Origin of the sequence: Microbacterium sp. NPDC058021, assembly GCF_042885955.1 — a bacterium.
Taxonomy (GTDB): Bacteria; Actinomycetota; Actinomycetes; order Actinomycetales; family Microbacteriaceae; genus Microbacterium.
This window is the reverse complement of record NZ_JBHVRF010000006.1, coordinates 286,626-312,196: the sequence shown is the minus strand read 5'-3', so window position 1 is coordinate 312,196 and position 25,571 is coordinate 286,626. Positions and strand designations below refer to the sequence as shown.

The following is a 25,571-nucleotide window of genomic DNA, read 5'->3' as shown; positions in this document are numbered from 1 at the left end:
ATCCAAAGGAATCTCACCCGGTAAAAACCGGGACGAGGTTATTTGGCATTTGACAAGTGCACGCTGTTGAGTTCTCAAGGATCGGATGCTCCTGCCGCTCAGCCTCACGACTGGCCTGCAGGGCAACTTCTCTATCTTACCCATCTCGTCTCGCTTGTCAAATCGACCAGCAGTTGAGGTGGGCAGTTCCATCCGTGTCAGAAGACGTCCGATCCGAAGATCGAGGAGGATGGAGTGTTGCCGCTTGAGGGGTGCGGGGCCTTCGGCCTCTCCGCTGTTCCCTGTGGGGCCAACAGAGAAAACATTACGTCGATCTCGGCGACTGGGCAAATCGAGCTGGGATCCCGGGTGTGTCGCGCGTCATTCCGCGGCCAGGAGCACCCGCAGCCCTTCCACGAGCATGGCTCCCCCACTCGCGGCGAGGGCCTGCGAGACGGCGGACTGCGTGATGCCCTCCCGGTCGGCGAGCTCCCGCTGGGTGCGGCCGAGGCACCGGCCGTAGACGAGACGCCGCGTGCGCTCCGCCATGGTGCTCACCAGCTGATCGCGGGACAGGAACGACGCATTCGCGAGGCGCACGGCATCCCGCGTCTGGGCGTCGGCATCCTCTGCGGCGACCACCCACGTGCGCGCATTCGGGAGCGACCGACTCTGCTTGCGATGCACCAGATCGATGGCCTCGCGCGCCGCCCACCACGCCGGCCCCTCCGCGATCGTGCCGACAGCCACCGACGGCACGTCGGACAGTTCGCCGATCCCCACGCCGAAGCGGCATTCGATGCCGTCGGGCAGCGCCAGTCGCACGAGCAGCAGTGCCGCCGACGCCGTGAGGAGCGAGGGGTACACGCCCTGCAGCTCATCCCCCACGATGGGGCGCAAGGGCCGCACCGCCAAGGGCACGTCGGCCTCGACCCGGGTGATCGCCTCGTCCAGCTCCCGCTGCGCCGCCGCGCGATCGCGCAGGCGACGGGATCCGACGATGTCTGCGATCACGGCGGCGGTCATGGCATAAGCATAACCCTTATCTCCGCGAGATATCAGCCCTGCGCTTATTCAGCGGAGTCCCACTGCGTGGGCTGCGGCCTGCGCGCGGGCGACGAGCTCGGCTCGCTGCTCGGCGACGCGCACCGGTGCGGTGCCGCCGACGCCGTCGCGGCTGGCGACGGACCCTTCGAGCGAGAGCACTTCCCGCACCTCGGGGGTGAGCGCCTCCGACACCTCGGCGAGCAGATGATCGCTGGCCTCGTGCAGTTCGATGCCCCGCTGCTCGCACGCCTGCACGAGCGCGCCGGAGATCTCATGCGCGTCGCGGAAGGGCACTCCGCGCTTGACGAGCCACTCCGCCACGTCGGTCGCGAGCGAGAAGCCCTGCGGTGCCAGCTCGGCCATGCGCTCGGTGTGGAACCGGAGGGTGGCGACCATGCCGGCGAAGGCGGGCAGCACGACCTCGAGCGTCGCGATGGAGTCGAAGACGGGCTCCTTGTCCTCCTGCAGGTCGCGGTTGTACGCCAGCGGTAGGGCCTTGAGCGTCGCGAGCAGACCCGACAGGTTGCCGATGAGCCGCCCGGCCTTGCCGCGCGCGAGCTCGGCGATGTCGGGGTTCTTCTTCTGCGGCATGATGCTCGACCCCGTCGAGTAGCCGTCGTCGAGGGTCACGAACCCGAACTCGCGGGTGTTCCAGATGATGATGTCCTCCGCGAACCGGGAGACATCGACGCCGATCATGGCGGTGATGAACGCGAACTCCGCGACGACGTCGCGTGCGGCGGTGCCGTCGAGGGAGTTCTCCGCGGGGCGGGCGAGTCCCAGCTCATCGGCGACGAGCTGCGGGTCCAGCCCCAGCGTCGCTCCGGCGAGCGCTCCCCCGCCGTACGGCGAGACGCTGGCGCGCGCCGTCCAGTCGCGGAGGCGCTCGAGGTCGCGTACGAGCGGCCATGCGTGGGCCTGCAGGTGGTGCGCCAGCAGGATGGGCTGCGCGTGCTGCAGGTGGGTGCGTCCCGGCATGATCGCCGCGGGGTGCGCCTCCGCCTGCGCGACGATGGCGTCGATGACCTGCAGCAGCTCGTGCGCGATCAGCCGTGCGTGGTCGAGCAGGTACAGCCGCACGAGGGTCGCGATCTGGTCGTTGCGGCTGCGTCCGGCGCGCAGCTTTCCGCCCAGTTCCGGTCCGACCTCCGCGATGAGCGCGGTTTCCAGCGCGCCGTGCACGTCTTCGTCGGTCGGCGAGGCGACGAGGGTGCCGTCCTGCACGGCGGCGGCGAGCGCGTCGAGCCCCGCGTGCATTCGGGCCTCCTCATCCGGCGTGAGGTACCCGGCGGCGGCGAGCGCCTTCGCGTGGGCGTGGGAGCCGGCCAGATCGTAGAGCGCGAGCGCCCAGTCGAAATGCGTCGACCGGCTCAGCGCCACCAGCTCCGGCGACGGGCCCGAACTGAATCGGCCGCCCCACAGTGCGCCCTCGTTCGTGCCTTCGCTCTTGGATCCGCTCACTCCCCTAGCCTACCGGGGGGACGACGGTCCCCCGGGGACGAGCACCCGGCACAGCCAGGCGACCAGGCGTTCGAGCGGACCACGCCCGAGCAGCAGCGCCCAAAGCGTCGAGCCGGCGAGGATGCCGAGGGTGATCGGCCAGAACGGGTCGAGGTCGCGGAAGCCGAGGAGGTCGTCGGTGGCCCCGAGCGCGACGGCCGCCCAGATCGCCCAGACGACCAGCTGCGCGACGTAGGCGGTCAGCGGCATCGCGCCGGCCGCCCGCAGCGGCAGCGCGACCCAGGTGAGCGGGGTGCGGCACAGCAGCAGGCAGACGGCGATCGCGGCGATGGCGAAACCGCCCGAGCCGATGACCTCGAGGATGCCGCTGGAGTGCGGCCGCGCCGTCCACACCGCGCGCCACGCCGACGTGCGCTCAGCCGCCTCACTCACCCCGGACACGGCGTCGAGCCCGTAGCCCACGACGGCGAGCGCAGTGCCGGCGCCCAGCATCCGCAGCTGCACCGCGGTCGTGCGCAGGTCGGCACGGGCAAGGCCCATGCCCGCGAGGATGAACGCGATCCACACCGGGAACGGGTAGTGCCAGCCCAGCAGCAGTGCGAGGTCGCCACCCTCCGGGGTGGACCACACCGGCATCCGGTCGAGCCACGCCTGCACGAACGGCATCGTCAGCGCCACGCCCGCCGCAGTCAGCAGCAGCGCACGCGCGCCGAGGCCGGTGAAGGGGATGCCGAGGAGGAACAGCAGCGCGTAGGCGGGCAGGATCACGTACACCGGCACGCCGGTGGCGATCAGCACGATGCCGATGAGGTAGAGCAGACCCGCGCGCACGGCGAGGCGGCCGCGCGCGGTGCGCATCGCCCCGCCCGCGAGCGGCGACACTCCCCCGGTCACGATGCCGATCGACACCCCCGCGAGGGTGGCGAAGAGGATCGACGACCGGCCGTCGGCGATCGCCGTCCACGTCGCGGGGTCGCTCCAGCGCCATTCGACGCCGTCGAGCAGGTGCGCGGCGAGCATCCCGACGATCGCGAGCCCGCGCGCGAGATCGATCCCGGCCAGCCGGCCGGGCGCGTTCAGACCACCTACTGCTGCCGCAGCAGCCACACCAGCAGGGCCTTCTGGGCGTGCAGCCGGTTCTCGGCCTCGTCCCACACGACGCTCTGCGGGCCGTCGATGACTTCGGCATCCACCTCGTACCCGCGGTCGGCGGGCAGGCAGTGGATGAAGATCGCGCCGTCGTCGGCGAGCTCCATGGTCTCGGCGGTCACCTTGTAGGCGCCGAGGTCACGCAGGCGGGAGATCTTCTCCTCCTCCTTGCCCATCGACACCCAGGTGTCGGTGACGATCACGTCGGCGCCCGCAGCGGCTTCGATCGGGTCGGTGTAGAGCGTGAGCGAGCCGCCGGTCTCGGCGGCGCGGCGGTCGGCGTCGGCCACGATGTCCTCGCGCGGCGCGTACGCCTCGGGCGAGGCGATGCGCACGTGCATGCCGGCGGTGACGCCGGCCAGCGCGTACGAGTGACCCATGTTGCTGCAGCCGTCGCCGAAGAACGCCAGGGTGAGGCCCTTGAGCTCGCCCTTGTGCTCACGGATCGTGAGCAGGTCCGCCAGCAGCTGGCACGGGTGGAAGTCGTCGCTCAGGGCGTTGACCACCGGCACCCGGGTGCCGGCCGCCATCTCCTCCAGCCCCGCCTGCGCGTAGGTGCGCCACACGATCGCCGCCACCTGGCGCTCGAGCACGCGCGCGGTGTCGGCGGGGGTCTCCTTGCCGCCCAGCTGGCTGCTGGCGGTGGTGATCACCAGCGGCGAGCCGCCGAGGTCGGCGATGCCGACGGCGAAGGAGACGCGGGTGCGCGTGGAGGACTTGTCGAAGATCACCGCGACCGTCTGCGGGCCCTCGAGGGGCTTCAGCTTCCAGCGGTCCTTCTTCAGCGCGACCGCGAGGTCGAGGATCTCGGCCTGTTCGGCGGCGGTCAGGTCGTCATCGCGCAGCAGGTGACGGGTCACGCTGATGCCTCCTCGGTGTGGGAAGGGGAATCGAGCAGGAGGGCCTGCTCGACGGTGGACAGGGCACGGGCGAACAGCTCGGCGAACTCGTCGATCTCGACATCGCCGATCGTCAGCGGCGGCGCGAGGCGCACCGTGGCGTCGTTGGCGGCGTTGACGATGAGGCCGTGCTCGTGCGCGGCGGCGACGACGGCGCCGGCGACGGGATGCCGCAGCGCGACGCCGATGAGCAGACCCTGCCCGCGGCATCCCTCCACCAGCGGCGAACCGATCGCGGCGACGGCCTCGCGGATCTGCGGGCCGCGGACGGCGGCGTTGCCCACGAGGTCGGCGCTCTCGATCTCGCCGAGGACGGCGGAGGCGACGGCGGTGCCCAGGGCGTTGCCGCCGAAGGTGGAGCCGTGGGTGCCCGGGTAGAACAGGTCGCTGGCGGCACCGTAGGTGATGAGCGCGCCGATCGGGAACCCACCGCCGATCCCCTTGGCCACCGTGATGGCGTCGGGGGTGATGCCGGTGTGCTGGAAGGCGAACCACTCGCCGGTGCGCCCGGCGCCGGTCTGGATCTCGTCGATGATGAGCAGCGCCCCGTGACGGGCGGTGAGCTCGCGGGCCGCCTCGAGGTACCCCTCGGGCAGCTCGACGACGCCGGCCTCGCCCTTGATGGGCTCGACGAACAGCGCCGCGACGCGGTCGTCCAGTGCGGCCTCGAGCGCGTCGATCGTGGAGTCGATCGCCTCGACCCCCGGCACCATCGGCAGGAACGGCTCCTGCATGTAGGGCTTGCCGGTGAGGGCGAGGGTGCCCATCGTGCGGCCGTGGAACGCGTCCTTGAGCGTCAGGATGCGGGGCCGGTCGGCGCCACCGTGCAGGCGCGCCAGCTTGAACGCCGCCTCGTTGGCCTCGGCGCCGGAGTTGCCGAAGTACACCCGGCCGGCCTCACCGGTGCCGGCCAGCCGCTTCAGCCGTGCCGCGAGCTCCAGCTGCCACGGCGTCGCGTAGAGGTTCGACACGTGCGCCAGGGTCGCCGCCTGGGTGGAGACGGCTTCGACGAACGCCGGGTGGGCGTGCCCGAGGGAGTTCACGGCGATGCCGGCGAGGAAGTCGAGGTAACGCTTCCCCTCGGCATCCCACAACGCTGCGCCCTCGCCGCGCACGAACAGCGCGGAGCGGTCACCGACGTTGCGCACCAGATCCCGCTGCGCGTCTTCCTGCCACTTGTGCGCGGTCATCCCGCCACCACCTCCGTGCCGATGCCCTGTTCCGTGAAGATCTCCACCAGCAGCGAGTGCGGCTGGCGGCCGTCGATGATGGCCGCGGTGTCGACGCCGCCGTCGACCGCGTCCAGGCACGCCTGCATCTTGGGGATCATCCCCGATTCCAGGCGCGGCAGCATGGCGCGCAGCTCCGTCGCGGTCAGATGCGAGACGAGCGAGCTGCGATCGGGCCAGTCGGCGTAGAGGCCCGGCACATCGGTGAGCACGATGAGCTTCGTGGCACCGAGGGCGACGGCCAGCGACGCCGCCGCGGCATCCGCGTTGACGTTGAGCGACTGTCCGGGGTTGTCCAGATCCGGGGCGATGCTGGAGACGACCGGGATGCGTCCGGCGGCGAGCTGGTCGAGCACGGGCTGCGGGTCGACCTCGACGACGTCGCCGACGTTGCCGAGGTCGTGCTCGATGCCGTCGATGTGCACGCCGCGGCGGCGTCCGCCGAACAGGCCCGCGTCCTCGCCGGACAGTCCGCTCGCGAACGGACCGTGCGTGTTGATGCGGCTCACCAGCTGGGGGTTGATCTGGCCGGTGAGCACCATGCGCACCACCGAGATGGCCTCGGTGGAGGTCACGCGGTAGCCGCCCTTGAACTCGCTCGGGATCGACAGCCGGTCGAGCATCTTGGAGATCTGCGGGCCGCCGCCGTGCACGACGACGGGCTTGACGCCCACGAAGCGCAGGTAGGCGATGTCTTCGGCGAACGCGTTCTGCAGCTCTTCGGACACCATGGCGTTGCCGCCGAACTTGATGACGATGATCTGGTCGCTGAAGCGCTTGAGCCACGGGAGCGACTCGATGAGGACGCCGGCTTTGACCGCGGCCTCTTCGGGGGTGGTCTGCTGGATGTCGGTCATGAGGCGTACGCGCTGTTCTCGTGGACGTAGTCGTGCGTCAGGTCGTTGGTGAGGATGCTGGCCGTCTCGGCGCCGGCCTTCAGGTCGATCAGCAGGTGCGTGGCGCGCGGGGTGAGGTCGACCTCCTCGCGGGGGCGGTCGGGACCGCCGGCGGTGCACACCCGCACGCCGTTCATCCACACGTCCACGTCGTACGGGTCGAAGGCGGCATCCGTCGTGCCGATCGCCGCCAGCACACGGCCCCAGTTGGGGTCGTTGCCGAAGATCGCGGCCTTGACCAGGTTGTTGCGGGCGACCGATCGACCGACCGTCACCGCGTCGGCCTCGCTGGCGGCGTTCGTCACCTGGATCGTGATGTCGTGGCTCGCGCCCTCGGCGTCGCCCTGCAACTGGCGGGCGAGGTCGCTGCACACCGCGATGAGCGCGGTGCGGAACGCGTGGGGGTCGGGGACGACGTCGCTGGCTCCGCTGGCCAGGAGCGTCACCTGGTCGTTGGTGGACATGCAGCCGTCGGAGTCGAGCCGGTCGAAGCTGACCCGGGTCGCCGCGCGCAGATGCGCGTCGGCCTGGGCGGCGTCCAGCACGGCATCCGTCGTGAGGACGACGAGCATGGTGGCAAGGCCCGGCGCGAGCATGCCGGCGCCCTTGGCCATGCCGCCGATCGTCCAGCCGTCACCGCGGAACTCACTGCGCTTGGCGACGGAGTCGGTGGTCATGATGGCCTCGGAGGCGGCGACTCCCCCATCGGGACTGAGGGTGGCGATGCCCTGTTCGACACCGTCGAGCACCTTGGCGCGGAAGACCTCGTCGCCGGTGCCGATGAGGCCGGTGGAGCAGACGAGGATGTCGCCGGGGCTGACTCCGAGCAGCCCGGCGGTCTTCTCCGCGGTCTGGTGCGTCGTCTGGAAGCCGAACGCGCCCGTGAAGCAGTTCGCGCCGCCGGAGTTGAGCACGATGGCCTCGACGACCCCGTCGGCGATGGCCTGCTGCGACCAGATGATGGGGTTGGCCTTGGCGCGGTTGCTGGTGAACACGGCGGCGCCGACTTTCAGCGGGCCGCGGTTGACCACGACGGCGACATCGGGCTTGCCGGTGGACTTCAGGCCCACGGCGACGCCTGCCGCCTCGAAACCCAGTGCTGCGGTGACGCTCACGGTGCCACTCCGTTCACGCTCAGGCCCGTGGTCTCGGGGAGGCCGAGGGAGATGTTCATCGATTGGATCGCGGCACCCGCGGTGCCCTTGACGAGGTTGTCCACTGCGGTGACGACCACGACGCGGTTCGCGGCGCGGTCGATCGCGAGGCCGAGGAGCGCGGTGTTGGCGCCGAGCACGTCGGCGGTGCGCGGGAAGCGGCCGGTCGGCAGCAGCTGCACGAACGGCTCGTCGCGGTACGCGTCTTCCCATGCGGTGCGGATGTCGGCATCCGTCGCCCCCGGGGCGATGGGAGCGGACGTCGTGGCGAGGATGCCGCGGGACATCGGCACGATCACGGGCGTGAAGGAGATGCGGATCGCGTCGGGGTCGGTGCCCGCCGCCTCGACGAGCGCCTGGCGGATCTCGGGGATGTGCCGGTGCGTGCCGCCGACGGCATACGGGTTCGCGGTGCCGAGGATCTCACTGGCGAGGAGATTCGGCTTGAGGCTCTTGCCCGCTCCGGAGGGACCGACGGCGAGCACCGACACGATGTCGCCGGGGTCGATGACGCCCGCGGCGACGCCGGGGGCGAGGCTCAGGCTCACGGTGGAGGCGTTGCATCCCGGCGCCGCGATGCGACGCGCGCCGACGAGGCGGTGACGCTGTTTGCCGCCCGGTTTGCCGCCCTGTTTGCCGCCCGCGACGGGGAGCTCGGGCACGCCGTAGGCCCATGGCTCGGCGAACGCGCCGCCGTAGAACTGCTCCCAGGCCGCGGCCGAAGTGAGCCGGTGGTCGGCGCCGGCGTCGATGACGAGCGGGGTGTCGGCGAGCGCGTCGGTGTACTGCGCCGACTGCCCGTGGGGCAGAGCGAGGAAGACGATGTCGTGGCCGGCGAGCACCTCGGGGGTGGTCTCCCGCAGCTGCAGGTGGGCCAGCGACCGCAGGTGCGGCTGGTGGTCGATGAGGGGCTGCCCGGCGTTGGAGTGCGCCGTGACGGTGCGGATGTCGATGTCGGGATGTGCGGCGAGGAGGCGGAGGATCTCGCCGCCCGCATAGCCGGATGCGCCGGAGACGGCGACCGAATAGGTCATGAATACACCTTAATTGGCTGGGATACGGGGCCGGAGACGGCGACACCGGCTGCGACCGCAGCGGTCGCTCGCAGGGTCGCCTAGAGTCGGCGCCCGCCCCGGCGGCGGCGCGCAGCAGCGGCGCTCAGAGCGAGCGTCGCAGGGGTGCACACAGCCGAAGGCATGTCGCGACGATATCCCGCCGCCCCCTCCCCCCGCAAACCGCCCCGCCGCCACCGACCGCCGCCGGTGCTGCCGAGTGAGCATTCGTGCCGCCGAGTGAGTATTGGTCGCGCCGAGTGAGTACTCGCCAGTGGGTCGGCGAGTACTCGCTCGCGACGTCGAATGCTCACTCGATGGCGGAAAGGAGCGAGATCTCCTCCTGGCGGGTCATGCCCGAAACGCGATCGCGATCCAGGCCCGCCTCGCGCTCGGCATCCAGAGTGCGTTCGAGGGTCGACCGCAGCGGACGCAGCCGCCCGCCGAGGATCTTGTACGCCGTGTTCGAGCGCGACCACGATCCGCGATGCCGCGGCGGCAGCGTCAGTGGCAATGAGCGCGGGCCGGACCAGTGCGCCACAGCGTGGTCGGCCAGCCATTCATCCGAAGCTGCGACGACCTCGCCGGTGTGCCCGGCGACCTCCCGCGCCTGCGCCAAGACGTCCGCCAGCGAATGGGGGTCTCCGACCGCGTTGACGACACCCGTCCACCGAGCGTCGCCGAGCGCGACGATGAAGTCCGCGAGATCGTCGACGTCGATCACGGCCACGCCCTTGTCCTCGGTGTCGGGCACCAACACCGGACCATCCCCGGCGAGCGCGAACCGCGACACCCAGTATCCGAAACGGTCTGTGGGATCCCCCGGCCCGGCGATGAGCCCGGGGCGCACGATCGCGGCGCGGTGACCGAGCGCAGTGCGGACGAGCGATTCGGCCGCCGACTTCTCGTGGGCGTAGTCCGACTCCCCGTCGGTGCCGGGCCCCACGACCGGCGCCGATTCATCGTCGCCGGCCCCGTCGCTGTCGGCGTACACGGAGATCGTCGAGACGTAGGTCCAGTGCCGGGTGTGGGCGGCGAGCGCCCCGACGGCGGATGCCACGCTCGCGGCATCCGACGACACGTCGACGACTTCGTCCCACTCCTGATCGGCGACCGCATCGTATGCTCCGGGCGCCGTGCGGTCGGCCGCCACGAGGTGCGCTCCCTCCGGCGCCGGCCGGTGGCCGCGCGCGAGGCACGTCACCCGAGCACCGTGGTCCAGCCACCGCTCCGCGACGCGGGAACCGAGCCATCCGGTGCCCCCGAGAATCAGCACGTTCGCCATGGGTCGATTGCGCGCATCCCTCATGGGGTCGATTCCAGCAGAGTCGATTCGAGAAAGCGACGGCCTGTGCGGGGTGCGAATGCTCACTCGCGGGTGCGGATGCTCACTCGGCGTCGCGAATGCTCACTCGACGCCGGCGGTGTCGGAGGTGCGTGTCAGGATCGGGGGATGCTCACCACGCTCGCCGTCTCCGGCTATCGGTCCCTGCGCGACGTCGTCGTCCCGCTCGCGCCCCTCACCGTCGTCACCGGCGCCAACGGGTCGGGCAAGTCGAACCTCTACCGCGCACTGCGCCTGCTGGCATCCACCGCGAACGGCTCGCTCATCTCCGCCGTCGCGGGCGAGGGCGGACTGCCCTCGGTGCTGTGGGCGGGACCCGAATACGGCGGCGGACAGGCCACCCAGCGCCGCGGCCCCGTCGCCGTGCAGCTCGGGTTCGCCGGCGACGAGCTGGGCTACCTCGTCGACCTCGGCATCCCACAGGCCGATCAGTCCAGCGTCTTCGCCCGCGACCCCGAGATCAAGCGCGAGCAGGTGTTCGCCGGGCCGGTCGCCAAGCCTGCGACCCTCCTGATCGACCGGTTGCGCGGGGCGACGCGCGTGCGCGACGGCTCGTGGACCACCCTCCACCAGCAGCTCGCCCCGTTCGAGAGCATCGTCACCGACCTGGCCGACGGCGATACCGCACCGGAACTGCTGACGCTGCGCCGGATGCTGGGGGCCTGGCGCTTTTACGACCATTTCCGGGTCGACCCCGACGCTCCCGCCCGCCGCCCGCAGGTCGGGACGCGCTCGCACACGCTCGCCCACGGCGGCGAGAACCTCGCGGCGGTGTGGGCGACGATCCAGGATGCCGGACACGGTGAAGCCCTCGAACACGCCGTGGATGCCGCGTTCCCCGGCGCCCGCGTGCAGGTGACCGGCAGCGACGGTCTCTTCTCGCTCGCGCTGCGCTTGCCGGGCCTGCTCCGTCCGCTTCAGGCCGGCGAGCTCTCCGACGGGACCCTGCGCTACCTGCTCCTGTGCGCGGCGCTGCTGCCTGCGCGACCCGCCCCGCTGATCGTGCTCAACGAGCCCGAGGCGAGCCTGCACGCCGAACTGCTCGAACCGCTGGGCGCGCTCATCGCCGCGGCATCCGAGCGCACGCAGCTGCTCGTGGTGACCCATGCCCCGCGTCTGGTCAGCGGCCTCGCGGATGCCGCGCAGGTCGAGTTGCAGCGCACGCCCGATGGCACGATCGTCGCGGGACAGGGCGTGCTCGACGCGCCGGCGTGGAACTGGGGCTCGCGCTGAGGCGAGCCCCGGTCCCCCACCGATATCGAGTACTCACTCGACGCGACGAGTACTCACTCGACGCGACGAATGCTCACTCGCGGGCGCGAATACTCACTCGCGGGCGCGAATGCTCACTCGCGGATCGCGGCTCCCAGACGGGCCGCGGCCACGGCGACGCCGGCGAGCTTCGCCTCGGTCGCCTCGGCCGCGGTCAGCGTGCGGTCGGGGGCGCGGAACCGCAGCGCGAACGTGAGACTCTTCGCATCGTCGGGCAGGCCCTGCCCGCGGTAGTCGTCCACGAGGCGCAGCGACTCCAGCAGCTCACCTGCGCCGTCGACCAGGGCGGCACGTACGGCGGATGCCGGGGTCTCGCGCGGCACGACGAGCGAGACGTCCTGCGTCGCGGCGGGGTATCCCGACAGCGACGCGGCCACCACGCGGTCGCCGGCCAGCGACAGTACAAGGTCCAGGTCCAGCTCGGCGACGATGACGCGACCCGGCAGGTCGGCGTCGGCCGATACGGCCGGCAGCACCTCGCCGACGTACCCGACCTCGACGTCACCGACCGACAGCACGCCGGTGCGTCCCGGGTGCAGCGCGGCGCGCTCGCCCTGGGCGACGCCGATCGAGACACCGGCGGCGACCGCGATCGTGCGGACGGCATCCAGCGCGTCACCGAGGTCGAACGCCTCCGCGGCCTGACCCGGCTGCTTCGCGACCCGGTGGCCGGTCAGCAGCACGGCGACGTGACGCGGCTGCGGCGGGATGGAGGCGTCCAGCGCCGCGAGCGTCGCGGCATCCGGGCGCACGGCCAGCGGCGGCACGTGGTCGGTGCCGTACGTCACACCGGGCTCGGGCAGGAACACCGCGCCGGTCTCGAACAGCGCGAGGTCGCCGAAGCCGCGCGCCAGGTTGCGGTGCGCGACCTGTAGCAGGCCCGGCACGAGCGAGCGACGCAGGAACGGCGCCTGGCCGTCGAGCGGGTTGGCGAGCTTGACGCTGGGGAGGTGCTCCCCCGACGCCGACCCGTGCAGGTCGTTCTGCTCGGCCGTCGTGAACGGGAACGACGGCGTCTCGGTGTACCCGGCGGCCGCGAGCGCGTTCGCCACCCGTCGCCGGCCCGACTGCGCGGGCGTCAGCCCGCGGCCGGACGGCGGCACCGGCAGCACGGACGGGATGCGGTCGTATCCGTCGATACGGGCGACCTCCTCCGCGAGGGTCCACGCGTCGGTGAGGTCCGGGCGCCACGACGGCGGGATGACGACCCACCCCTGGGCGGTCTCGGTCACCTCGCAGCCGATCGTCTCCAGCGCGCCGACGATCTCCGCATCGCTGTAGTCCACGCCGATGAGCCCGGGGACGAAGGGCTTCGGCAGCTCGATGCCGGCGATGTGCACGTCGGCGAACAGTGCGCCGCCGACCTCGGTCTCCAGCGTGCCGCCGGCGTACTCGACCATCAGGTCGGCTACGCGCCGGGCGGCGACGAACGGGATGAGCGGGTCCACGCCGCGCTCGAAGCGGCGCGACGCCTCGGAGGGCAGCTTGTGCCGGCGCGCGGTGCGCGCGATCGAGACGGTGTCGAACACCGCAGCCTCGATGAGCACGTTGCGGGTCGCGTCGGTCATCTCGGTCGTCCCGCCGCCCATGACGCCGGCCAGGCCGATGGGCCCCGACTCGTCGGCGATGAGCAGGTCCTCGGGGCTGAGCGTGCGCTCCTTGCCGTCGAGCGTGGTGAGCTTCTCGTCCTCGTGCGCGCGGCGCACCGTGATGCCGCCCTGCAGGCGGTCGAGGTCGTAGCCGTGAATCGGGTTGCCGAGTTCGAGCATCACGTAGTTCGTGATGTCGATGAGGATGCCGAGCGATCGGATGCCGGCGAGCGTGAGCCGCGCGACCATCCACGGCGGCGTGGGCTTGGTGGGGTCGACGTCGCGGACGATCCGCACGACGAACTCGCTCGCTCCCACGCGCCCGCGGATCGGCGCCTGGTCGTCGACGGCGACGGCGAAGCCCTCCACCGGCTGCTGCAGCTCGCCCCATTCCCGTTCGCCCGGGTCGCGGAACGCCGCACCGGTGGCGTGGGAGTACTCGCGGGCGACGCCGCGGATCGACAGCGCATAGCCGCGGTCGGGGGTGACGTTGATCTCGACGGCGACGTCGTCCAGGCCCAGCAGGGCGATGGCATCCGTCCCGACCTCCGGGTCCAGGCCCAGCTCCACCAGGCGCAGGATGCCGTTGTGCTCGTCACCGAGGCCCAGCTCCTTGGCCGAGGCGATCATGCCGTCCGAGACGTGGCCGTAGGTCTTGCGCGCCGCGATCGGGAAGGGCCCCGGCAGGACTGCGCCCGGGAGCGTCACCACGACCTTGTCGCCGACGAAGAAGTTGCGCGCGCCGCAGACGATGCCGCGCACGCCGCCGTTCGCCTCGCCGACGTCGACCTGGCACCAGCGGATCGTCTTGCCGTTGGACTGCGGCTCCTCGACGAACTCGACCACCTGGCCGACGACGATGGGGCCCTGCAGGTCGAAGCCGTGCACGTCCTCCTCTTCGAAGCCCACCGACACCAGTGCCGCGAGGACGTCCTCGGGTGTGGCATCCGCCGGGACGTCGACGTATTCACGCAGCCACGAGAGCGGAACGCGCATCAGACCACCATTCCAAACTGCTCGCTGAAGCGGACATCGCCCTCGGCCATGTCTCGCATGTCCTGTACATCGCTGCGGAACATCAGCGTCCGCTCGAAGCCCATACCGAATGCGAAGCCCGAGTACACCTCGGGGTCGATCCCCGCCGCGCGCAGCACGTTGGGGTTCACCATGCCGCAGCCGCCCCATTCGATCCACCGGGCGCCGCCCTTGAAGGTGGGGTGCCACAGGTCGAACTCCGCCGACGGCTCGGTGAACGGGAAGTAGTTGGCGCGCATGCGGGTCTTCGCCTCGTCACCGAAGAGCACCCGTGCGACGTGGTCGAGCGTGCCCTTCAGGTGCGCCATCGTGATGCCCTTGTCCACCACGAGGCCCTCGAACTGGCTGAAGACGGGCAGGTGCGTCGCGTCGAACTCGTCGGTGCGGTACACCCGGCCAGGAGCCAGGATGTAGATCGGCAGGTCGCGTTCGAGCATGCTGCGCACCTGCACGGGGCTCGTGTGCGTGCGCATGACGAGGTGACGCTGCACCGGGTCGACGTAGAACGTGTCCTGCATCTGGCGAGCCGGGTGGTCGACGTCGAAGTTCAGAGCGTCGAAGTTGAACCACTCGTGCTCGAGCTCGGGGCCCTCGGCGATCTCCCAGCCCATGCCGACGAACAGGTCGGCGATCTGCTCCTGCAGGAGGCTCAGCGGATGCCGCGCGCCGGTGCGCGCGCGCTGCGCGAGCGCGGTGACGTCCACGCGCTCCGCTTCGAGCTGGGCAGCGGTCTCGGCCGCGGCCAGCTCCGCCTCGCGGGCGGCCAGCGCCTGGTTGACCCGGCCGCGCGCCTGGCCGACGAGCTTGCCGAACTCGGCCTTGCGCTCGTTGGGCACGGAGCGCAGCTGCGCGTTGAGGGCGGCCAGCGGCGAACCCTCGGCGGAGTGCGCGGAGCGCGCCGCCTTCAGCTCGGCTGTGGTGGCGGCGGCGGCGATCGCGGCGAGGGCCGCGTCGACCGCGGCATCCACCGCTTCAGGGGTGATCTCGGGAGTGTCAGACACGAAGAACGAGTCTACCGACGCGTGGCCGCACTCCCGCCCCGATCAACCGTCGAGCGGGCCCGCCTTGCCGTCGAGCGTGCGCTCCGCACGCCCCTGCACCGCGATGAGCTGGGTGTCGGTGACCTCGCCCACCGGATGGTGCATCGGGGCGACACCGGGCGTCCGCGCCGAGCGACGCAGACGCTTCTCGACGACGGTGGCCACCAGCGAGAGCAGCAGGCAGAGCCCGATGTAGATGGCCCCGACGATGATCGTCATCGGCACGATCGGCGAGCCGTACGTCGACTGCGAGCCCAGGTAGCGCGCGTAGAACAGCAGCTCCGGGTAGGTGATGATGAAGCCGAGCGCCGTGTCCTTCAGCGTCACCACGAGCTGCGCGATGATCACGGGCAGCATCGCGCGGATCGCCTGCGGCAGCAGCACGAGCCGCATCACGCCGGACTTGCGCAGGCCGATGGCGTAGCCCGCCTCCTGCTGACCGCGCGGCAGCGACTGCACGCCGGCGCGGATGACCTCGGCCAGGACCGGGCCGTTGTAGGCGATGAGCGCGATGACGACGGCCCAATACGAGTCCATCCGGATGCCGATGACCGGCAGCCCGTAGTAGAGCAGAAACATGAAGACCAGGACGGGCACGGCGCGGAACACCTCGACGATGGCGCCGACAGGGATGCGCACCCACGCGTGATCGGAGAGTCGCCCGATCGCGAGCACGAAGCCCACGACGAGGGCGCCGACCGCGGCCACGGCGAAGGCAGCCAGAGTGCGCAGCGTCGCTTCACCGATGTTCAGCCACACGGTGGTGTAGCTGAAGGCCTGCCACTTGCGGGCGGAGAACTGCCCGGTGTCGATGAGGCGCCACAGGAGGAAGCCCAGCACCGCCGCGACGAGCAGCACCGTGATGACGCCGAGGATGCGGTTACGGGCGATGGCCCGGGGACCGGGGACGTCGTACAGGACCGAGGTCATCGGGTCACCCTCCATCGGTTCTCGAGCGTTCGCTGCAGCCACGACAGCAGCAGGACCAGCGCCACGAAGATGACCATGACCCAGACGATCACCAGGAACTGGTTCTCGCCCCGCTCACTGAGGTAGTTGCGGGCCGAGCCGAGGTTGACGACCGAGAACCCGGCGGCGACGGTGGTGTTCTTCAGCAGCGCGATGAAGACGCTCATCATCGGCGGGATCACCGAGCGGAACGCCTGCGGCATCACCACGAGGCCCATCACCTGGCCGAATGTGAGGCCCAGAGCGCGGGCGGCTTCGGCCTGCCCCACCGGGACCGTGTTGATACCGGAGCGGATCGTCTCGGCCACATAGGTCGCGGTGTACAGCCCCAGCGCGCTGATCGCGAGGGTCAGCGACACGTCGGAGGTCAATCGCAGGCCCAGGATCGGAGGCAGGGCGAACGCGAACGCGAAGAACACGAGCGTCAGCGGCGTGTTGCGGATCGTGTTGACGTAGATCGTGCCGACGGCACGGGCCACCGGGATGGGCGAAACGCGCATCGCGGCGACGACGATGCCGAGCACGAGGGCGAGCACCCCGCCGCCGAAGAACAGGATGAGAGTGCCCAGCAGGGCTTCGCCCCACACGTCGGCGTTGTCGGTGATGACGCCCATGCGTACTTCTCTCGGTCGGATCAAGAAGAGGGTCGGGGCGGCCGCGTGGGCCGCCCCGGCCTCAGGGTCAGTCGACGGCGGGCTGCTCGCCGGCGATGCCGGCGGGAGCCAGGTGCTCCTCGAACAGCGCCGTCCACACGTCGCCGCCGTCGGTGAAGAGGGCGTTGATGTGGTCGAGCAGGGCGGTGTCGCCCTTCTCGAGGCCCACGCCGTAGCGCTCCTCGCTGAAGGGCTCACCGGCGATCTTCAGCTCATCGGGCTGCTGTGCCACGTAGCCGGCAAGGATCGCCTCGTCGGTGGTGATCGCGTCGACCGAGCCCGACAGCAGCTGCTCGATGCACTGCGAGTAGGTGTCGTACTCGACCGTGTCGCCGGGGCTGTACTCGTCACGGATGCGCTGCAGCGGGGTGGAGCCGGTCACCGAGCAGACGATCTTACCTGCCAGGTCGTCGGGTCCGGTGATGTCCTCGTTGTCGGCGGCGACGAGCAGACCCTGGCCGGTGATGAAGTAGGGACCAGCGAAGTCGATCTGCTCCTTGCGCTTGTCGGTGATCGAGTAAGTGCCGACGTAGTAGTCGATGTCGCCGTTGACGATCGCCTGCTCACGGTTGGCGGAAGGGATCGTCTCGTACGTGATCTGGTCCTCGGAGAATCCCAGCGACGCGGCGATCCAGCGTGCGATGTCGATGTCGAAGCCGGTGCGCTCGTTCGTCGCCGCGTCCTGGTAGCCCAGGCCCGGCTGGTCGTTCTTGACGCCGATGATCACGCCGTCACGCTCGACCATGCGGTCGTAGGTGGGGCTGCCTTCCAGCGAGACGTCGGTGGCGACCTCCCAGAGGGCTGCATCGCCCTCGGCGCCTTCGGTCGTGTCGCCGCCCGGGTTGTCCGGCGTGCCGCTGTTGCACGCGGTCAGGGCGAGGGCTGCGATGGCGATGCCGGCGAAGGCGCCGGCCATACGGGTCTTGCGCATGTGATCCTCCTGGTGTCGATGTCTCTCGGTGGCCGCGCCCGGTGCAGGGGCGCGGACGTCTCAGTGCGTGATCAGCTTCGAGAGGAAGTCCTTGGCCCGCTCGCTCTTGGGCGTGGTGAAGAACTGCTCCGGTGTGGCCTCTTCGACGATCTGTCCGTCGGCCATGAACACGACGCGATCGGCGGCCTTGCGGGCGAAGCCCATCTCGTGGGTGACGACGATCATCGTCATGCCGTCCTGGGCGAGGCCGACCATGACGTCGAGGACCTCGTTGATCATCTCGGGGTCCAGCGCGCTGGTCGGCTCGTCGAAGAGCATCAGCTTCGGCTTCATCGCCAGTGCCCGCGCGATCGCGACGCGCTGCTGCTGGCCGCCGGACAGCTGCGCCGGGAGCTTGTCCGACTGCTGCGCGACGCCGACGCGCTCCAGGATCGCCCGCGCTTCGCGCTCGGCATCCGCCTTCTTCATGCCCTTGACCTTGATGGGCCCGAGCGTGACGTTGTCGAGGATCGTCAGGTGCGAGAAGAGGTTGAAGGACTGGAACACCATGCCGACGTCGGCGCGGAGCGCCGCGAGGGCCTTGCCCTCCTTGGGCAGTTCCTTGCCGTCGATCGTGATGGATCCGCTCGTGATGGTCTCGAGCCGGTTGATGGTGCGGCAGAGGGTCGACTTGCCGGAGCCGGACGGCCCGATGACCACGACGACCTCACCGCGGTTGACGGTGAGATCGATGTCTTTCAGGGCCTGGAAGTCGCCGTAGTGCTTCTGCACATCGGAGACGACGACGAGGGGCTGGCCGCGCTGCACATCGATGTTCGACGTGCGCGGGGCAGCCTGCGAGTCTGAAAACGCCATGAGTGACACCTTATTCATGCGCCGCGGCGCGAGTGAGGGGTTGACGGTACCTTTACCGTTCTGAAACAAAACCGACGCGAGCGGTCAGCCGTCGGTGCGTTGCGCGAAGGCGCTCTCGTAGAGGCACACGCTCGCGGCGGTCGCGAGGTTGAGCGACTCGGCCCGGCCGTAGATCGGCAGCCGCAAGGACAGGTCCGCGTGGGCGAGCGCTTCCTCGTCCAGTCCCCGCGCCTCGTTGCCGAACAGCCACGCGGTGGGCTGAGACAACAGGCTCCGGCGGGCGAGGAAGTCCTCTCCCCCGACATCGGCGGCCACGACCTGCATCCCGGCCGCGCGGGCGCGGGCGGCGGTGGTCTCGAGGTCGGCGCCGACGGCGACGGCCACGTGGAACAGCGACCCGGTGGTGGCGCGGACCACTTTCGGGTTGTACGGATCGACCGTGCGCCCGGTGAGGATGACGGCATCCGCACCCGCGGCATCCGCCGCACGGATGATCGTGCCGAGGTTGCCCGGGTCGCGCACCTCTTCGCAGATCGCGATGAGCTTCGGGTTGCCGGCGAAGATGTCGCGTACCGAGCTCGGCGACTGGCGTGCGACAGCGACGATCCCCTGCGGGGTGACGGTGTCCGCCATCGCGTCGAGGACGGCTTCGGTGGTGAAGACGATCTCGATGCCGGCATCCTGCGCCGCCTCGCGGAGGTCGCCGTGGCGTTCCATCGCGCTCGGCGTCGCGAACAGCTCGATGAGCGTGTCGGGGCGGTGGGCGAGGGCTTCGCGGGCCGCCTGCGGGCCTTCCAGCAGGAACAGTCCCGTTTCCTGCCGGGCGCTGCGCTTGGTCAGTTTGGCGACGGCCCGCACACGAGGCGAACGCGGATTCTCGAGCACGTTCCCATCCTACGGCGCAGGATCCCCGGTTTTCGGCACGACGAAGGGGCGCCCTCCGAAGAGGACGCCCCTTGTGCGATCAGCGCCGAGGCGCGACGGCTGCGTCGAGTCAGGCCTTGGGGGCGTTGACGTCGGCGGGCAGAGCGGCCTTGGCCGTCTGGACGAGCGAGGCGAACACGGCCGGCTCGTGCACGGCCAGCTCGGCCAGCATGCGACGGTCGACCTGCACACCCGCGAGGCCCAGGCCCTGGATGAAGCGGTTGTACGTGATGCCGTTCTGGCGGGCAGCGGCGTTGATGCGCTGGATCCAGAGGCGACGGAAGTTGCCCTTGCGCTTGCGACGGTCGCGGTACGCGTAGACGAGCGAGTGGGTGACCTGCTCCTTCGCCTTGCGGTACAGACGCGAACGCTGTCCGCGGTAACCGGAGGCGCGCTCCAGGATGACGCGACGCTTCTTGTGGGCGTTGACAGCCCGCTTGACTCTAGCCATTTTCTTCTACCTTCTAACGTGCGGGGCGCTCAGAGACCGAGCAGCTTCTTGGCGACCTTCGCGTCACCGGGAGCGAGGACCTGCTCCTGGTTGAGGCGACGGGTGCGACGGCTGGACTTGCCTTCAAGGTTGTGGCGCATGTTGGCCTGCTGCTTCATGAGCTTGCCGCTTCCGGTGACCTTGAAGCGCTTCTTGGCACCCGAGTGGGTCTTCTGCTTCGGCATCTCTTCTTCCTTCGTTTCACGTCCCGCGCAGGCGGGAGTTCGGATCCCGCGGTGCGGGAGTCTGTGGGGGCCTATTCGGCCGGCTGCTCGACGGGCTTCTCAGCCGGCTTGTCAGCCGACTGCTCGCCGTCGTGCTCGTCGTGGTCATCGTGCTCGTCGTCGGGACCGCCGGAGCGAGCCTGTCGGGCTGCCTCCTTGTTGGCGGCGCGAGCGGCGTTCTGCTCCGTCTTGACCTCGGACTTGTTCTTGTGGGGCGCGACGACCATCACCATGTTGCGACCGTCGATCGTGGGGCTGGATTCGACCGTGCCGAATTCCGCCACGTCTTCTGCGAACTTGCGCAGCAGACGCACACCCTGCTCGGGACGCGACTGCTCGCGACCGCGGAACAGGATCATGGCCTTGACCTTGTCGCCCGCCTGCAGGAAGCCCTCGGCGCGCTTGAGTTTGGTGATGTAGTCGTGGGCTTCGATCTTCAGTCGGAAACGGACCTCCTTGAGGACCGTGTTCGCCTGATTGCGCCGCGCTTCCTTGGCCTTCTGCGCCGCCTCGTACTTGAACTTGCCGTAATCCATGATCTTGACCACGGGCGGCTTCGAGTTCGGGGCCACCTCGACCAGGTCGAGTTCGGCCTCCTGGGCCAGGCGCAGCGCCACCTCGATGCGGACGACGCCGACCTGCTCACCCGCGGGTCCGACGAGGCGGACCTCGGGGACGCGGATGCGGTCATTGGTGCGGGGATCGCTGATGCGGAGCTCCTCTTACGTAGCGAATAGGTTCGGCCACCGCGACGATCCGCTGTGCAGCGGTCCCTCGCGGGCGGAAGATTCGCACGTTCCACCCGCACGGCGCTCCAGCGCCGGCTTCTGCACCCTGGCTACTCCGTACGAGACGGAACGGAGTGCGTGGACCCGGTAGCCTGGAACGGCAAGCGCGGGTGGGATGTGATCCTCTTTCGATCCGGGGGAGAAACCCCCGGTGCCCGCGAAAGTCTAGCAGAGAGTGCGATGTGAACACGATTCCTGATGGCCGAGACGATCTGGCAACCCCCGGAAGCGCTCCGGATGCCGCGACCGAGGCCCGCTGGGAGGAACAGGATCGTGCGGCCAGCGCCGCGACCCGCGACATCGCGGACGTCCCCGCGGTCGAGGTCATCACGACCACGGCGGTGCACCTCATGAGCGCCGCTGCGGTGAAGGTCGGCCTCGCCGACGACCCCGAGACGCAGCAGGACCTGGATGAGGCGCGCAAGCTCATCAACGCCCTGGCCGGGCTCATCACCGCCGGCGCTCCCGAGATCAGCGACATGCACGCCCGGTCGCTGCGCGACGGGCTGCGGTCGCTGCAGCTCGCGTTCCGCGAGGCATCCGTCGTCCCCGACCCGATCGGCAAAGGCCCCGGCGAGAAGCTGACCGGCCCCGTCACCTGACCCCGGGCGAATACTCACTCGGCGGGGCGAATACTCACTCGGCGGGGCGAATGCTCACTCGGCGGGGCGGGTGAGCTTGACCGTCAGGGAATCGACGAGCACCGCGATGCGGTCGTCGGCGGCCCAGCGGGCGGCGAGGCGCTGCAGCACGGCATCGAGCTCGGCCTGTTCGAGACCCGCGACCAGCTGCAGGCGCACCAGCAGCTCGGGGCCGCGCAGTCGCGCGTCGGGGTCACCCGGCGCCATCGACAGGTCGAGCACCGCCAGCTCTCCCCCGATGCTCTCCTGCAGCCCCCGGTAGACCTCCGGCGACGAGAAGCTCGGCTCCCACGCGTGCCCCTGGCCGATCGCCCAGACGGCGGGACGACGCAGCACGAACTCGGTGTCCGATGTCGGGTCGATGACGATGAGGTCGGTGTCGTCGTTCGCCGCGGCCAGCGCCGTGCGCACGCCGTCGGCAGGCACGGGGCGCGCCGTGGCATCCCACCGCTGCATCGCGGCGACCGAGGTGAACACCGGCAGCACGCGTCGGCCGTCGGGCGCCGCGACCGTGACGATCGACAGCTCCTGCGTCTTGTCGACGACGAGGCCGGTGGGTCCGACGCCCTCATCGCCCTTCTCGGCGACGAGCGGGATCAGCAGTCGCGCGCGGCGATACGCCTCGACGACGGCGATCTGGTCGCCTTCGCCGGCGCGGAAGGCCTGCAGCGCGCCCAGCAGGGCGGGGTCGGCGGAGCCGTCGTCACCCGCGTGCGGGTTCGACTGGAAGCTGCGCCCCTCCCACGCGACGCCGGCGGAGTCGCCGGTGTTCGCGCAGCCGTGCTCAGGATCCGGCGACATCCAGCGCCTCGGCGAGGGTGAAGGCCTTCGCGTAGAGGGCCTTGCCGACGATGGCGCCCTCCACACCCAGCGGCACGAGCTCGCGCAGCGCCGCGATGTCATCGAGGCTCGAGATGCCGCCCGAGGCGACGACGGGCTTGGTCGTGCGTGCGGTCACTTCGCGCAGGAGCTCGAGGTTCGGGCCGCGCAGCGTGCCGTCCTTGGTGACGTCGGTGACGACGTAGCGGCCGCAGCCGGCCTGCTCGAGCCGGTCGAGCACCTCCCACAGGTCGCCGCCCTCGCGGGTCCAGCCGCGCGCGGCGAGGGTGGTCCCCCGTACGTCCAGGCCGACGGCGATCGCGTCGCCGTAACGGGCGATGACGTCCGCGGCCCACTCCGGGTTCTCGAGGGCCGCCGTGCCGAGGTTGATGCGCGTGGCGCCGCTTTCCAGCGCTGCCTCCAGCGAACGGTCGTCACGGATGCCGCCGGACAGCTCCACCTGCACACCCTTGAGGTGCTTGATGACCTTGCGCAGCACCGCTGTGTTGTTGCCGCGCCCGAAGGCGGCGTCGAGGTCCACCAGGTGGATCCACTGGGCACCCTGACGCGCCCACAGCTGCGCCGCCTCGATGGGGTCGCCGTAGCTCGTCTCGGTGCCGGCCTCGCCCTGCGTGAGGCGCACGGCCTTGCCGTCGGCGACGTCGATCGCAGGCAGAAGGATCAACTCAGGGGTGGACGCGAAATCGTTCATGGCTCCAGGGTTACGGGCTCGGTGGCGCGGCGAAAGCCGCGACGGCACGGTGTCAGAGCGTAGCCGGGCGCAGCGCGCCGAGCCAATTGGACAGCAGGCGGATGCCGGCTTCGCCCGACTTCTCGGGGTGGAACTGCGTCGCCGACAGCGGTCCGTTCTCCACGGCGGCAAGGAACGGCGCGCCGTGACGACTCCAGGTCAGCGCGGGCGAGGGGAACGGCGGCATGACGTCGAGCGTCCAGGACTGGGCGGCGTAGGAGTGCACGAAGTAGAAGCGCTCCGCCTCGATGCCGCGGAACAGCACCGACCCCTCCCCCGGCTCCACCGTGTTCCAGCCCATGTGCGGCAGCACGGGAGCGTCGAGTTCGGTGACGGCGCCCGGCCACTCCCCGAGTCCCTCGGTGTCGACGCCGCGCTCGACGCCGTGCTCGAACAGCACCTGCATCCCGACGCAGATGCCGAGCACGGGGCGTCCGCCGGCCAGGCGCCGGTCGATGAGCTCGTCGGCACGGCTGGCACGGAGGGCGTCCATGACGGCGCGGAAGGCCCCGACGCCGGGCACGACCAGACCGTCGGCGTCGCGCACGAGGCCGCGGTCGGCGGTCAGGCGCGCGTCGGCGCCCGCGGCGATCAGCGCCTTGACGGCGGAGTGGACGTTGCCCGACCCGTAGTCCAGGACCGCGACGAGCGGGCGATCGGTGGCATCCACCGTCACAGAGCGCCCTTGGTGCTGGGGATGCCCTGGACGAGCGGGTCGAGGGCCTTGGCCTGTCGGAACGCCCGCGCAAACGCCTTGTACTCGGCTTCGGCGATGTGGTGCGGGTCCCGGCCGGCGAGCACGTTCACGTGCACCGTGAGTCCGGCGTTGAACGCGATCGCCTCGAAGGTGTGGCGCACGAGCGAACCGGTGAAGTGGCCGCCGATGAGGTGGTGCTCGAAGCCGGCGGGCTCGCCGGTGTGCACGAGGTACGGCCGGCCGCTGATGTCGACGACGGCCTGGGCCAGCGCCTCGTCGAGCGGCACGAGGGCGTCGCCGTAGCGGGAGATGCCACTCTTGTCGCCGAGTGCCTCGCGGATCGCCTGGCCGAGCACGATCGAGACGTCCTCGACGGTGTGGTGGGCGTCGATGTCGGTGTCGCCGGAGGCGCGCACCGTCAGATCGGTCAGCGAGTGCTTCGCGAACGCGGTGAGCAGGTGGTTGAAGAACGGCACACTCGTGTCGATGTGGCTGCGGCCGGTGCCGTCGAGGTCGAGGTCGAGTTCGACGGTGGATTCGCTGGTCGCGCGGCGCACGGAGGCGGTGCGCGCGTCGGGACGGGTCATGCCTTCGAGTCTATCGAGGCCAGCGCATCGAGGAACGCGGTGGTCTCGGCCTCGGTCCCCGCGGTGACCCGCAGGTGGCCGGGGATGCCGACGTCGCGGATCAGGATGCCGCGGTCGTACAGCGCCTGCCATGTGGCGGCGGGGTCGTCGACGCCGCCGAAGAGCACGAAGTTCGTCCACGACTCGTGCGGCTCGTAGCCGAGGGCATCGAGGGTGGCGGAGATGCGATCGCGCTGCGACACGATCTCGTCGACCATGCCGAGCATGACCGGCGCGTGCCGCAGTGCCGCGGTGGCGGCCGCCTGCGTGAGCGCGCTCAGGTGATAGGGCAGGCGCACGAGACGCAGGGCGTCGATCACGGCCGGGTCTGCGGCCAGGTACCCCACGCGGGCACCCGCGAAGGCGAACGCCTTACTCATCGTGCGCGAGACCACGAGGCGCTCACGGCCGGGCAGCAGCGACAGCGCGGTGCCGGCGTCGCGGGGGGCGAACTCGGCGTAGGCCTCGTCGACGATCACGATGCCGTGGCTGGCGTCGTAGACGGCCTCGATGACGTCCAGCGGCAATGGGGTGCCGGTGGGGTTGTTCGGCGCGCAGAGGAAGATCACGTCGGGTGCGGCCGCTTCGACCTGCGCCGCCGCGTCGGCAGGGGTCAGTGTGAAGTCGTGGCCGCGGTGCCCCGCGACCCAGGTCGCACCGGTGCCGCGGGTCAGGAGCGGGTACATCGAGTAGCTCGGCGTGAATCCGAACGCCGTCCGACCCGGACCGGCGAAAGCCTGCAGCACGTGCTGCAGCACCTCGTTGGAGCCGTTGGCCGCCCAGATCTGTTCGGCGGTGAGACCGTGGCCGAGGTAGTCGGCGAAGCCCTCACGCAGCGCCGTGAACTCGCGGTCGGGGTAGCGGTTGATGTCACGCAGCGCCCGGGCGATGGAGTCGAGGATGTCGCCGGCGACCTCGTCCGGGACGGGATGGGTGTTCTCGTTGACGTTGAGGGCCACCGGCAACGCGGCCTGTGGGGCGCCGTAGGGGGTCTGGCCGCGCAGGTCGGCGCGGAGGGGCAGGTCGTCGAGACTCACGATCACCCCTCCCATGCTA

The 25,571-nt window shown here is 70.5% G+C and carries 26 protein-coding genes; 2 read left to right on the top strand and 24 right to left on the bottom strand.

Annotation, left to right across the window (positions count from 1 at the left end):
- Positions 1 to 360 precede the first annotated feature (360 nt).
- The 9 genes from ACFVR6_RS14775 to ACFVR6_RS14735 form a co-directional block, all read right to left on the bottom strand.
- The gene (locus tag ACFVR6_RS14775; protein WP_386964346.1) at positions 361 to 1,005 is read right to left on the bottom strand and encodes a SatD family protein; all 645 of its coding nucleotides are present in this window, start codon (positions 1,003 to 1,005) and stop codon (positions 361 to 363) included.
- A gap of 48 nt (positions 1,006 to 1,053) precedes the next feature.
- On the bottom strand, positions 1,054 to 2,487 hold the full coding sequence (gene argH / locus ACFVR6_RS14770) for an argininosuccinate lyase (RefSeq protein ID WP_386964344.1): 1,434 nt from the start codon (positions 2,485 to 2,487) through the stop codon (positions 1,054 to 1,056).
- Positions 2,488 to 2,496: 9 nt separating this feature from the next.
- Positions 2,497 to 3,594, bottom strand: a complete 1,098-nt coding sequence (locus tag ACFVR6_RS14765) for a heparan-alpha-glucosaminide N-acetyltransferase domain-containing protein (RefSeq protein WP_386964343.1) — start codon at positions 3,592 to 3,594, stop codon at positions 2,497 to 2,499.
- Positions 3,573 to 4,496: an ornithine carbamoyltransferase gene (argF, locus tag ACFVR6_RS14760; RefSeq protein WP_386964341.1), complete on the bottom strand. Its 924-nt coding sequence runs from the start codon at positions 4,494 to 4,496 to the stop codon at positions 3,573 to 3,575. The genes ACFVR6_RS14765 and argF overlap by 22 nt, the downstream gene beginning before the upstream one ends.
- Positions 4,493 to 5,725, bottom strand: a complete 1,233-nt coding sequence (locus tag ACFVR6_RS14755) for an acetylornithine transaminase (protein WP_386964338.1) — start codon at positions 5,723 to 5,725, stop codon at positions 4,493 to 4,495. Before ACFVR6_RS14755 ends, argF begins: the two co-directional genes overlap by 4 nt.
- A complete protein-coding gene (gene argB, locus ACFVR6_RS14750; RefSeq protein ID WP_386964336.1) occupies positions 5,722 to 6,621 on the bottom strand; it encodes an acetylglutamate kinase in 900 nt (299 codons plus the stop codon). Before argB ends, ACFVR6_RS14755 begins: the two co-directional genes overlap by 4 nt.
- Complete coding sequence (gene argJ, locus ACFVR6_RS14745) at positions 6,618 to 7,775, bottom strand: bifunctional glutamate N-acetyltransferase/amino-acid acetyltransferase ArgJ (protein WP_386964334.1); 1,158 nt, start codon at positions 7,773 to 7,775, stop codon at positions 6,618 to 6,620. Before argJ ends, argB begins: the two co-directional genes overlap by 4 nt.
- Entirely contained in the window at positions 7,772 to 8,848 is a 1,077-nt protein-coding gene (gene argC, locus ACFVR6_RS14740) for an N-acetyl-gamma-glutamyl-phosphate reductase (RefSeq protein WP_386964332.1), read from the bottom strand. Before argC ends, argJ begins: the two co-directional genes overlap by 4 nt.
- A 328-nt stretch (positions 8,849 to 9,176) precedes the next feature.
- Entirely contained in the window at positions 9,177 to 10,151 is a 975-nt protein-coding gene (locus tag ACFVR6_RS14735; RefSeq protein WP_386964330.1) for an NAD-dependent epimerase/dehydratase family protein, read from the bottom strand.
- 168 nt (positions 10,152 to 10,319) lie between these two features.
- On the opposite strand from ACFVR6_RS14735, the gene ACFVR6_RS14730 reads away from it, so the two are divergent.
- Positions 10,320 to 11,444, top strand: coding sequence for an AAA family ATPase (locus ACFVR6_RS14730; protein WP_386964327.1), 1,125 nt, complete (start codon positions 10,320 to 10,322; stop codon positions 11,442 to 11,444).
- A 113-nt stretch (positions 11,445 to 11,557) separates the two neighbouring features.
- Here the strand turns inward: ACFVR6_RS14730 and pheT are convergent, their stop codons facing one another.
- From pheT to infC, 10 genes are all read right to left on the bottom strand, one after another.
- The gene (gene pheT, locus ACFVR6_RS14725; RefSeq protein ID WP_386964325.1) at positions 11,558 to 14,068 is read right to left on the bottom strand and encodes a phenylalanine--tRNA ligase subunit beta; all 2,511 of its coding nucleotides are present in this window, start codon (positions 14,066 to 14,068) and stop codon (positions 11,558 to 11,560) included.
- Positions 14,068 to 15,108 (bottom strand): phenylalanine--tRNA ligase subunit alpha, encoded by a 1,041-nt coding sequence (pheS, locus tag ACFVR6_RS14720; RefSeq protein WP_386964323.1) that lies wholly within the window; start codon positions 15,106 to 15,108, stop codon positions 14,068 to 14,070. The genes pheT and pheS overlap by 1 nt, the downstream gene beginning before the upstream one ends.
- Before the next feature lie 42 nt (positions 15,109 to 15,150).
- Complete coding sequence (locus ACFVR6_RS14715) at positions 15,151 to 16,077, bottom strand: amino acid ABC transporter permease (protein WP_386964321.1); 927 nt, start codon at positions 16,075 to 16,077, stop codon at positions 15,151 to 15,153.
- A complete protein-coding gene (locus ACFVR6_RS14710) occupies positions 16,074 to 16,730 on the bottom strand; it encodes an amino acid ABC transporter permease (protein ID WP_257533170.1) in 657 nt (218 codons plus the stop codon). The genes ACFVR6_RS14715 and ACFVR6_RS14710 overlap by 4 nt, the downstream gene beginning before the upstream one ends.
- Before the next feature lie 67 nt (positions 16,731 to 16,797).
- Positions 16,798 to 17,700, bottom strand: coding sequence for a glutamate ABC transporter substrate-binding protein (locus ACFVR6_RS14705; RefSeq protein WP_386964319.1), 903 nt, complete (start codon positions 17,698 to 17,700; stop codon positions 16,798 to 16,800).
- Positions 17,701 to 17,760: 60 nt separating this feature from the next.
- A complete protein-coding gene (locus ACFVR6_RS14700) occupies positions 17,761 to 18,555 on the bottom strand; it encodes an amino acid ABC transporter ATP-binding protein (protein WP_386964317.1) in 795 nt (264 codons plus the stop codon).
- A gap of 84 nt (positions 18,556 to 18,639) precedes the next feature.
- Positions 18,640 to 19,440 (bottom strand): TrmH family RNA methyltransferase, encoded by an 801-nt coding sequence (locus ACFVR6_RS14695; protein WP_386964315.1) that lies wholly within the window; start codon positions 19,438 to 19,440, stop codon positions 18,640 to 18,642.
- A gap of 109 nt (positions 19,441 to 19,549) precedes the next feature.
- Positions 19,550 to 19,930 (bottom strand): 50S ribosomal protein L20, encoded by a 381-nt coding sequence (rplT, locus tag ACFVR6_RS14690; RefSeq protein ID WP_386964313.1) that lies wholly within the window; start codon positions 19,928 to 19,930, stop codon positions 19,550 to 19,552.
- Positions 19,931 to 19,959: 29 nt separating this feature from the next.
- Complete coding sequence (gene rpmI / locus ACFVR6_RS14685) at positions 19,960 to 20,154, bottom strand: 50S ribosomal protein L35 (RefSeq protein WP_191718014.1); 195 nt, start codon at positions 20,152 to 20,154, stop codon at positions 19,960 to 19,962.
- 71 nt (positions 20,155 to 20,225) lie between these two features.
- On the bottom strand, positions 20,226 to 20,903 hold the full coding sequence (gene infC, locus ACFVR6_RS14680; RefSeq protein WP_386964378.1) for a translation initiation factor IF-3: 678 nt from the start codon (positions 20,901 to 20,903) through the stop codon (positions 20,226 to 20,228).
- 260 nt (positions 20,904 to 21,163) lie between these two features.
- Between infC and ACFVR6_RS14675 the strand changes: the two genes are divergently transcribed.
- Complete coding sequence (locus ACFVR6_RS14675; RefSeq protein ID WP_386964311.1) at positions 21,164 to 21,583, top strand: DUF1844 domain-containing protein; 420 nt, start codon at positions 21,164 to 21,166, stop codon at positions 21,581 to 21,583.
- Between the two features lie 54 nt (positions 21,584 to 21,637).
- On the opposite strand, the gene ACFVR6_RS14670 is transcribed toward ACFVR6_RS14675, so the two are convergent.
- The 5 genes from ACFVR6_RS14670 to ACFVR6_RS14650 are packed head-to-tail and all read right to left on the bottom strand — an operon-like array spanning position 21,638 to position 25,567.
- Positions 21,638 to 22,423, bottom strand: a complete 786-nt coding sequence (locus ACFVR6_RS14670; protein ID WP_386964309.1) for an SseB family protein — start codon at positions 22,421 to 22,423, stop codon at positions 21,638 to 21,640.
- Positions 22,407 to 23,153 (bottom strand): bifunctional 1-(5-phosphoribosyl)-5-((5-phosphoribosylamino)methylideneamino)imidazole-4-carboxamide isomerase/phosphoribosylanthranilate isomerase PriA, encoded by a 747-nt coding sequence (gene priA / locus ACFVR6_RS14665; protein ID WP_386964307.1) that lies wholly within the window; start codon positions 23,151 to 23,153, stop codon positions 22,407 to 22,409. The genes ACFVR6_RS14670 and priA overlap by 17 nt, the downstream gene beginning before the upstream one ends.
- Before the next feature lie 52 nt (positions 23,154 to 23,205).
- Entirely contained in the window at positions 23,206 to 23,868 is a 663-nt protein-coding gene (hisH, locus tag ACFVR6_RS14660) for an imidazole glycerol phosphate synthase subunit HisH (RefSeq protein ID WP_386964305.1), read from the bottom strand.
- Complete coding sequence (hisB, locus tag ACFVR6_RS14655) at positions 23,865 to 24,476, bottom strand: imidazoleglycerol-phosphate dehydratase HisB (protein ID WP_386964303.1); 612 nt, start codon at positions 24,474 to 24,476, stop codon at positions 23,865 to 23,867. Before hisB ends, hisH begins: the two co-directional genes overlap by 4 nt.
- Positions 24,473 to 25,567, bottom strand: coding sequence for a histidinol-phosphate transaminase (locus ACFVR6_RS14650; protein WP_386964301.1), 1,095 nt, complete (start codon positions 25,565 to 25,567; stop codon positions 24,473 to 24,475). The genes hisB and ACFVR6_RS14650 overlap by 4 nt, the downstream gene beginning before the upstream one ends.
- Between the last annotated feature and the right edge of the window lie 4 nt (positions 25,568 to 25,571).

What these genes read in the sequence shown, in the direction of transcription:
- ACFVR6_RS14730 (WP_386964327.1), top strand. Translation starts at nt 10,320, where the DNA reads ATGCTCACCACGCTCGCCGTCTCCGGCTATCGGTCCCTGCGCGACGTC.
- ACFVR6_RS14705 (WP_386964319.1), bottom strand. Translation starts at nt 17,700, where the DNA reads ATGCGCAAGACCCGTATGGCCGGCGCCTTCGCCGGCATCGCCATCGCA.
- ACFVR6_RS14710 (WP_257533170.1), bottom strand. Translation starts at nt 16,730, where the DNA reads ATGGGCGTCATCACCGACAACGCCGACGTGTGGGGCGAAGCCCTGCTG.
- ACFVR6_RS14755 (WP_386964338.1), bottom strand. Translation starts at nt 5,725, where the DNA reads ATGACCGCGCACAAGTGGCAGGAAGACGCGCAGCGGGATCTGGTGCGC.
- rpmI (WP_191718014.1), bottom strand. Translation starts at nt 20,154, where the DNA reads ATGCCGAAGCAGAAGACCCACTCGGGTGCCAAGAAGCGCTTCAAGGTC.
- argB (WP_386964336.1), bottom strand. Translation starts at nt 6,621, where the DNA reads ATGACCGACATCCAGCAGACCACCCCCGAAGAGGCCGCGGTCAAAGCC.
- ACFVR6_RS14775 (WP_386964346.1), bottom strand. Translation starts at nt 1,005, where the DNA reads ATGACCGCCGCCGTGATCGCAGACATCGTCGGATCCCGTCGCCTGCGC.
- rplT (WP_386964313.1), bottom strand. Translation starts at nt 19,930, where the DNA reads ATGGCTAGAGTCAAGCGGGCTGTCAACGCCCACAAGAAGCGTCGCGTC.
- ACFVR6_RS14650 (WP_386964301.1), bottom strand. Translation starts at nt 25,567, where the DNA reads ATGGGAGGGGTGATCGTGAGTCTCGACGACCTGCCCCTCCGCGCCGAC.
- ACFVR6_RS14670 (WP_386964309.1), bottom strand. Translation starts at nt 22,423, where the DNA reads ATGTCGCCGGATCCTGAGCACGGCTGCGCGAACACCGGCGACTCCGCC.
- priA (WP_386964307.1), bottom strand. Translation starts at nt 23,153, where the DNA reads ATGAACGATTTCGCGTCCACCCCTGAGTTGATCCTTCTGCCTGCGATC.
- ACFVR6_RS14735 (WP_386964330.1), bottom strand. Translation starts at nt 10,151, where the DNA reads ATGGCGAACGTGCTGATTCTCGGGGGCACCGGATGGCTCGGTTCCCGC.
- ACFVR6_RS14715 (WP_386964321.1), bottom strand. Translation starts at nt 16,077, where the DNA reads ATGACCTCGGTCCTGTACGACGTCCCCGGTCCCCGGGCCATCGCCCGT.
- ACFVR6_RS14700 (WP_386964317.1), bottom strand. Translation starts at nt 18,555, where the DNA reads ATGGCGTTTTCAGACTCGCAGGCTGCCCCGCGCACGTCGAACATCGAT.
- hisB (WP_386964303.1), bottom strand. Translation starts at nt 24,476, where the DNA reads ATGACCCGTCCCGACGCGCGCACCGCCTCCGTGCGCCGCGCGACCAGC.
- argC (WP_386964332.1), bottom strand. Translation starts at nt 8,848, where the DNA reads ATGACCTATTCGGTCGCCGTCTCCGGCGCATCCGGCTATGCGGGCGGC.
- pheT (WP_386964325.1), bottom strand. Translation starts at nt 14,068, where the DNA reads ATGCGCGTTCCGCTCTCGTGGCTGCGTGAATACGTCGACGTCCCGGCG.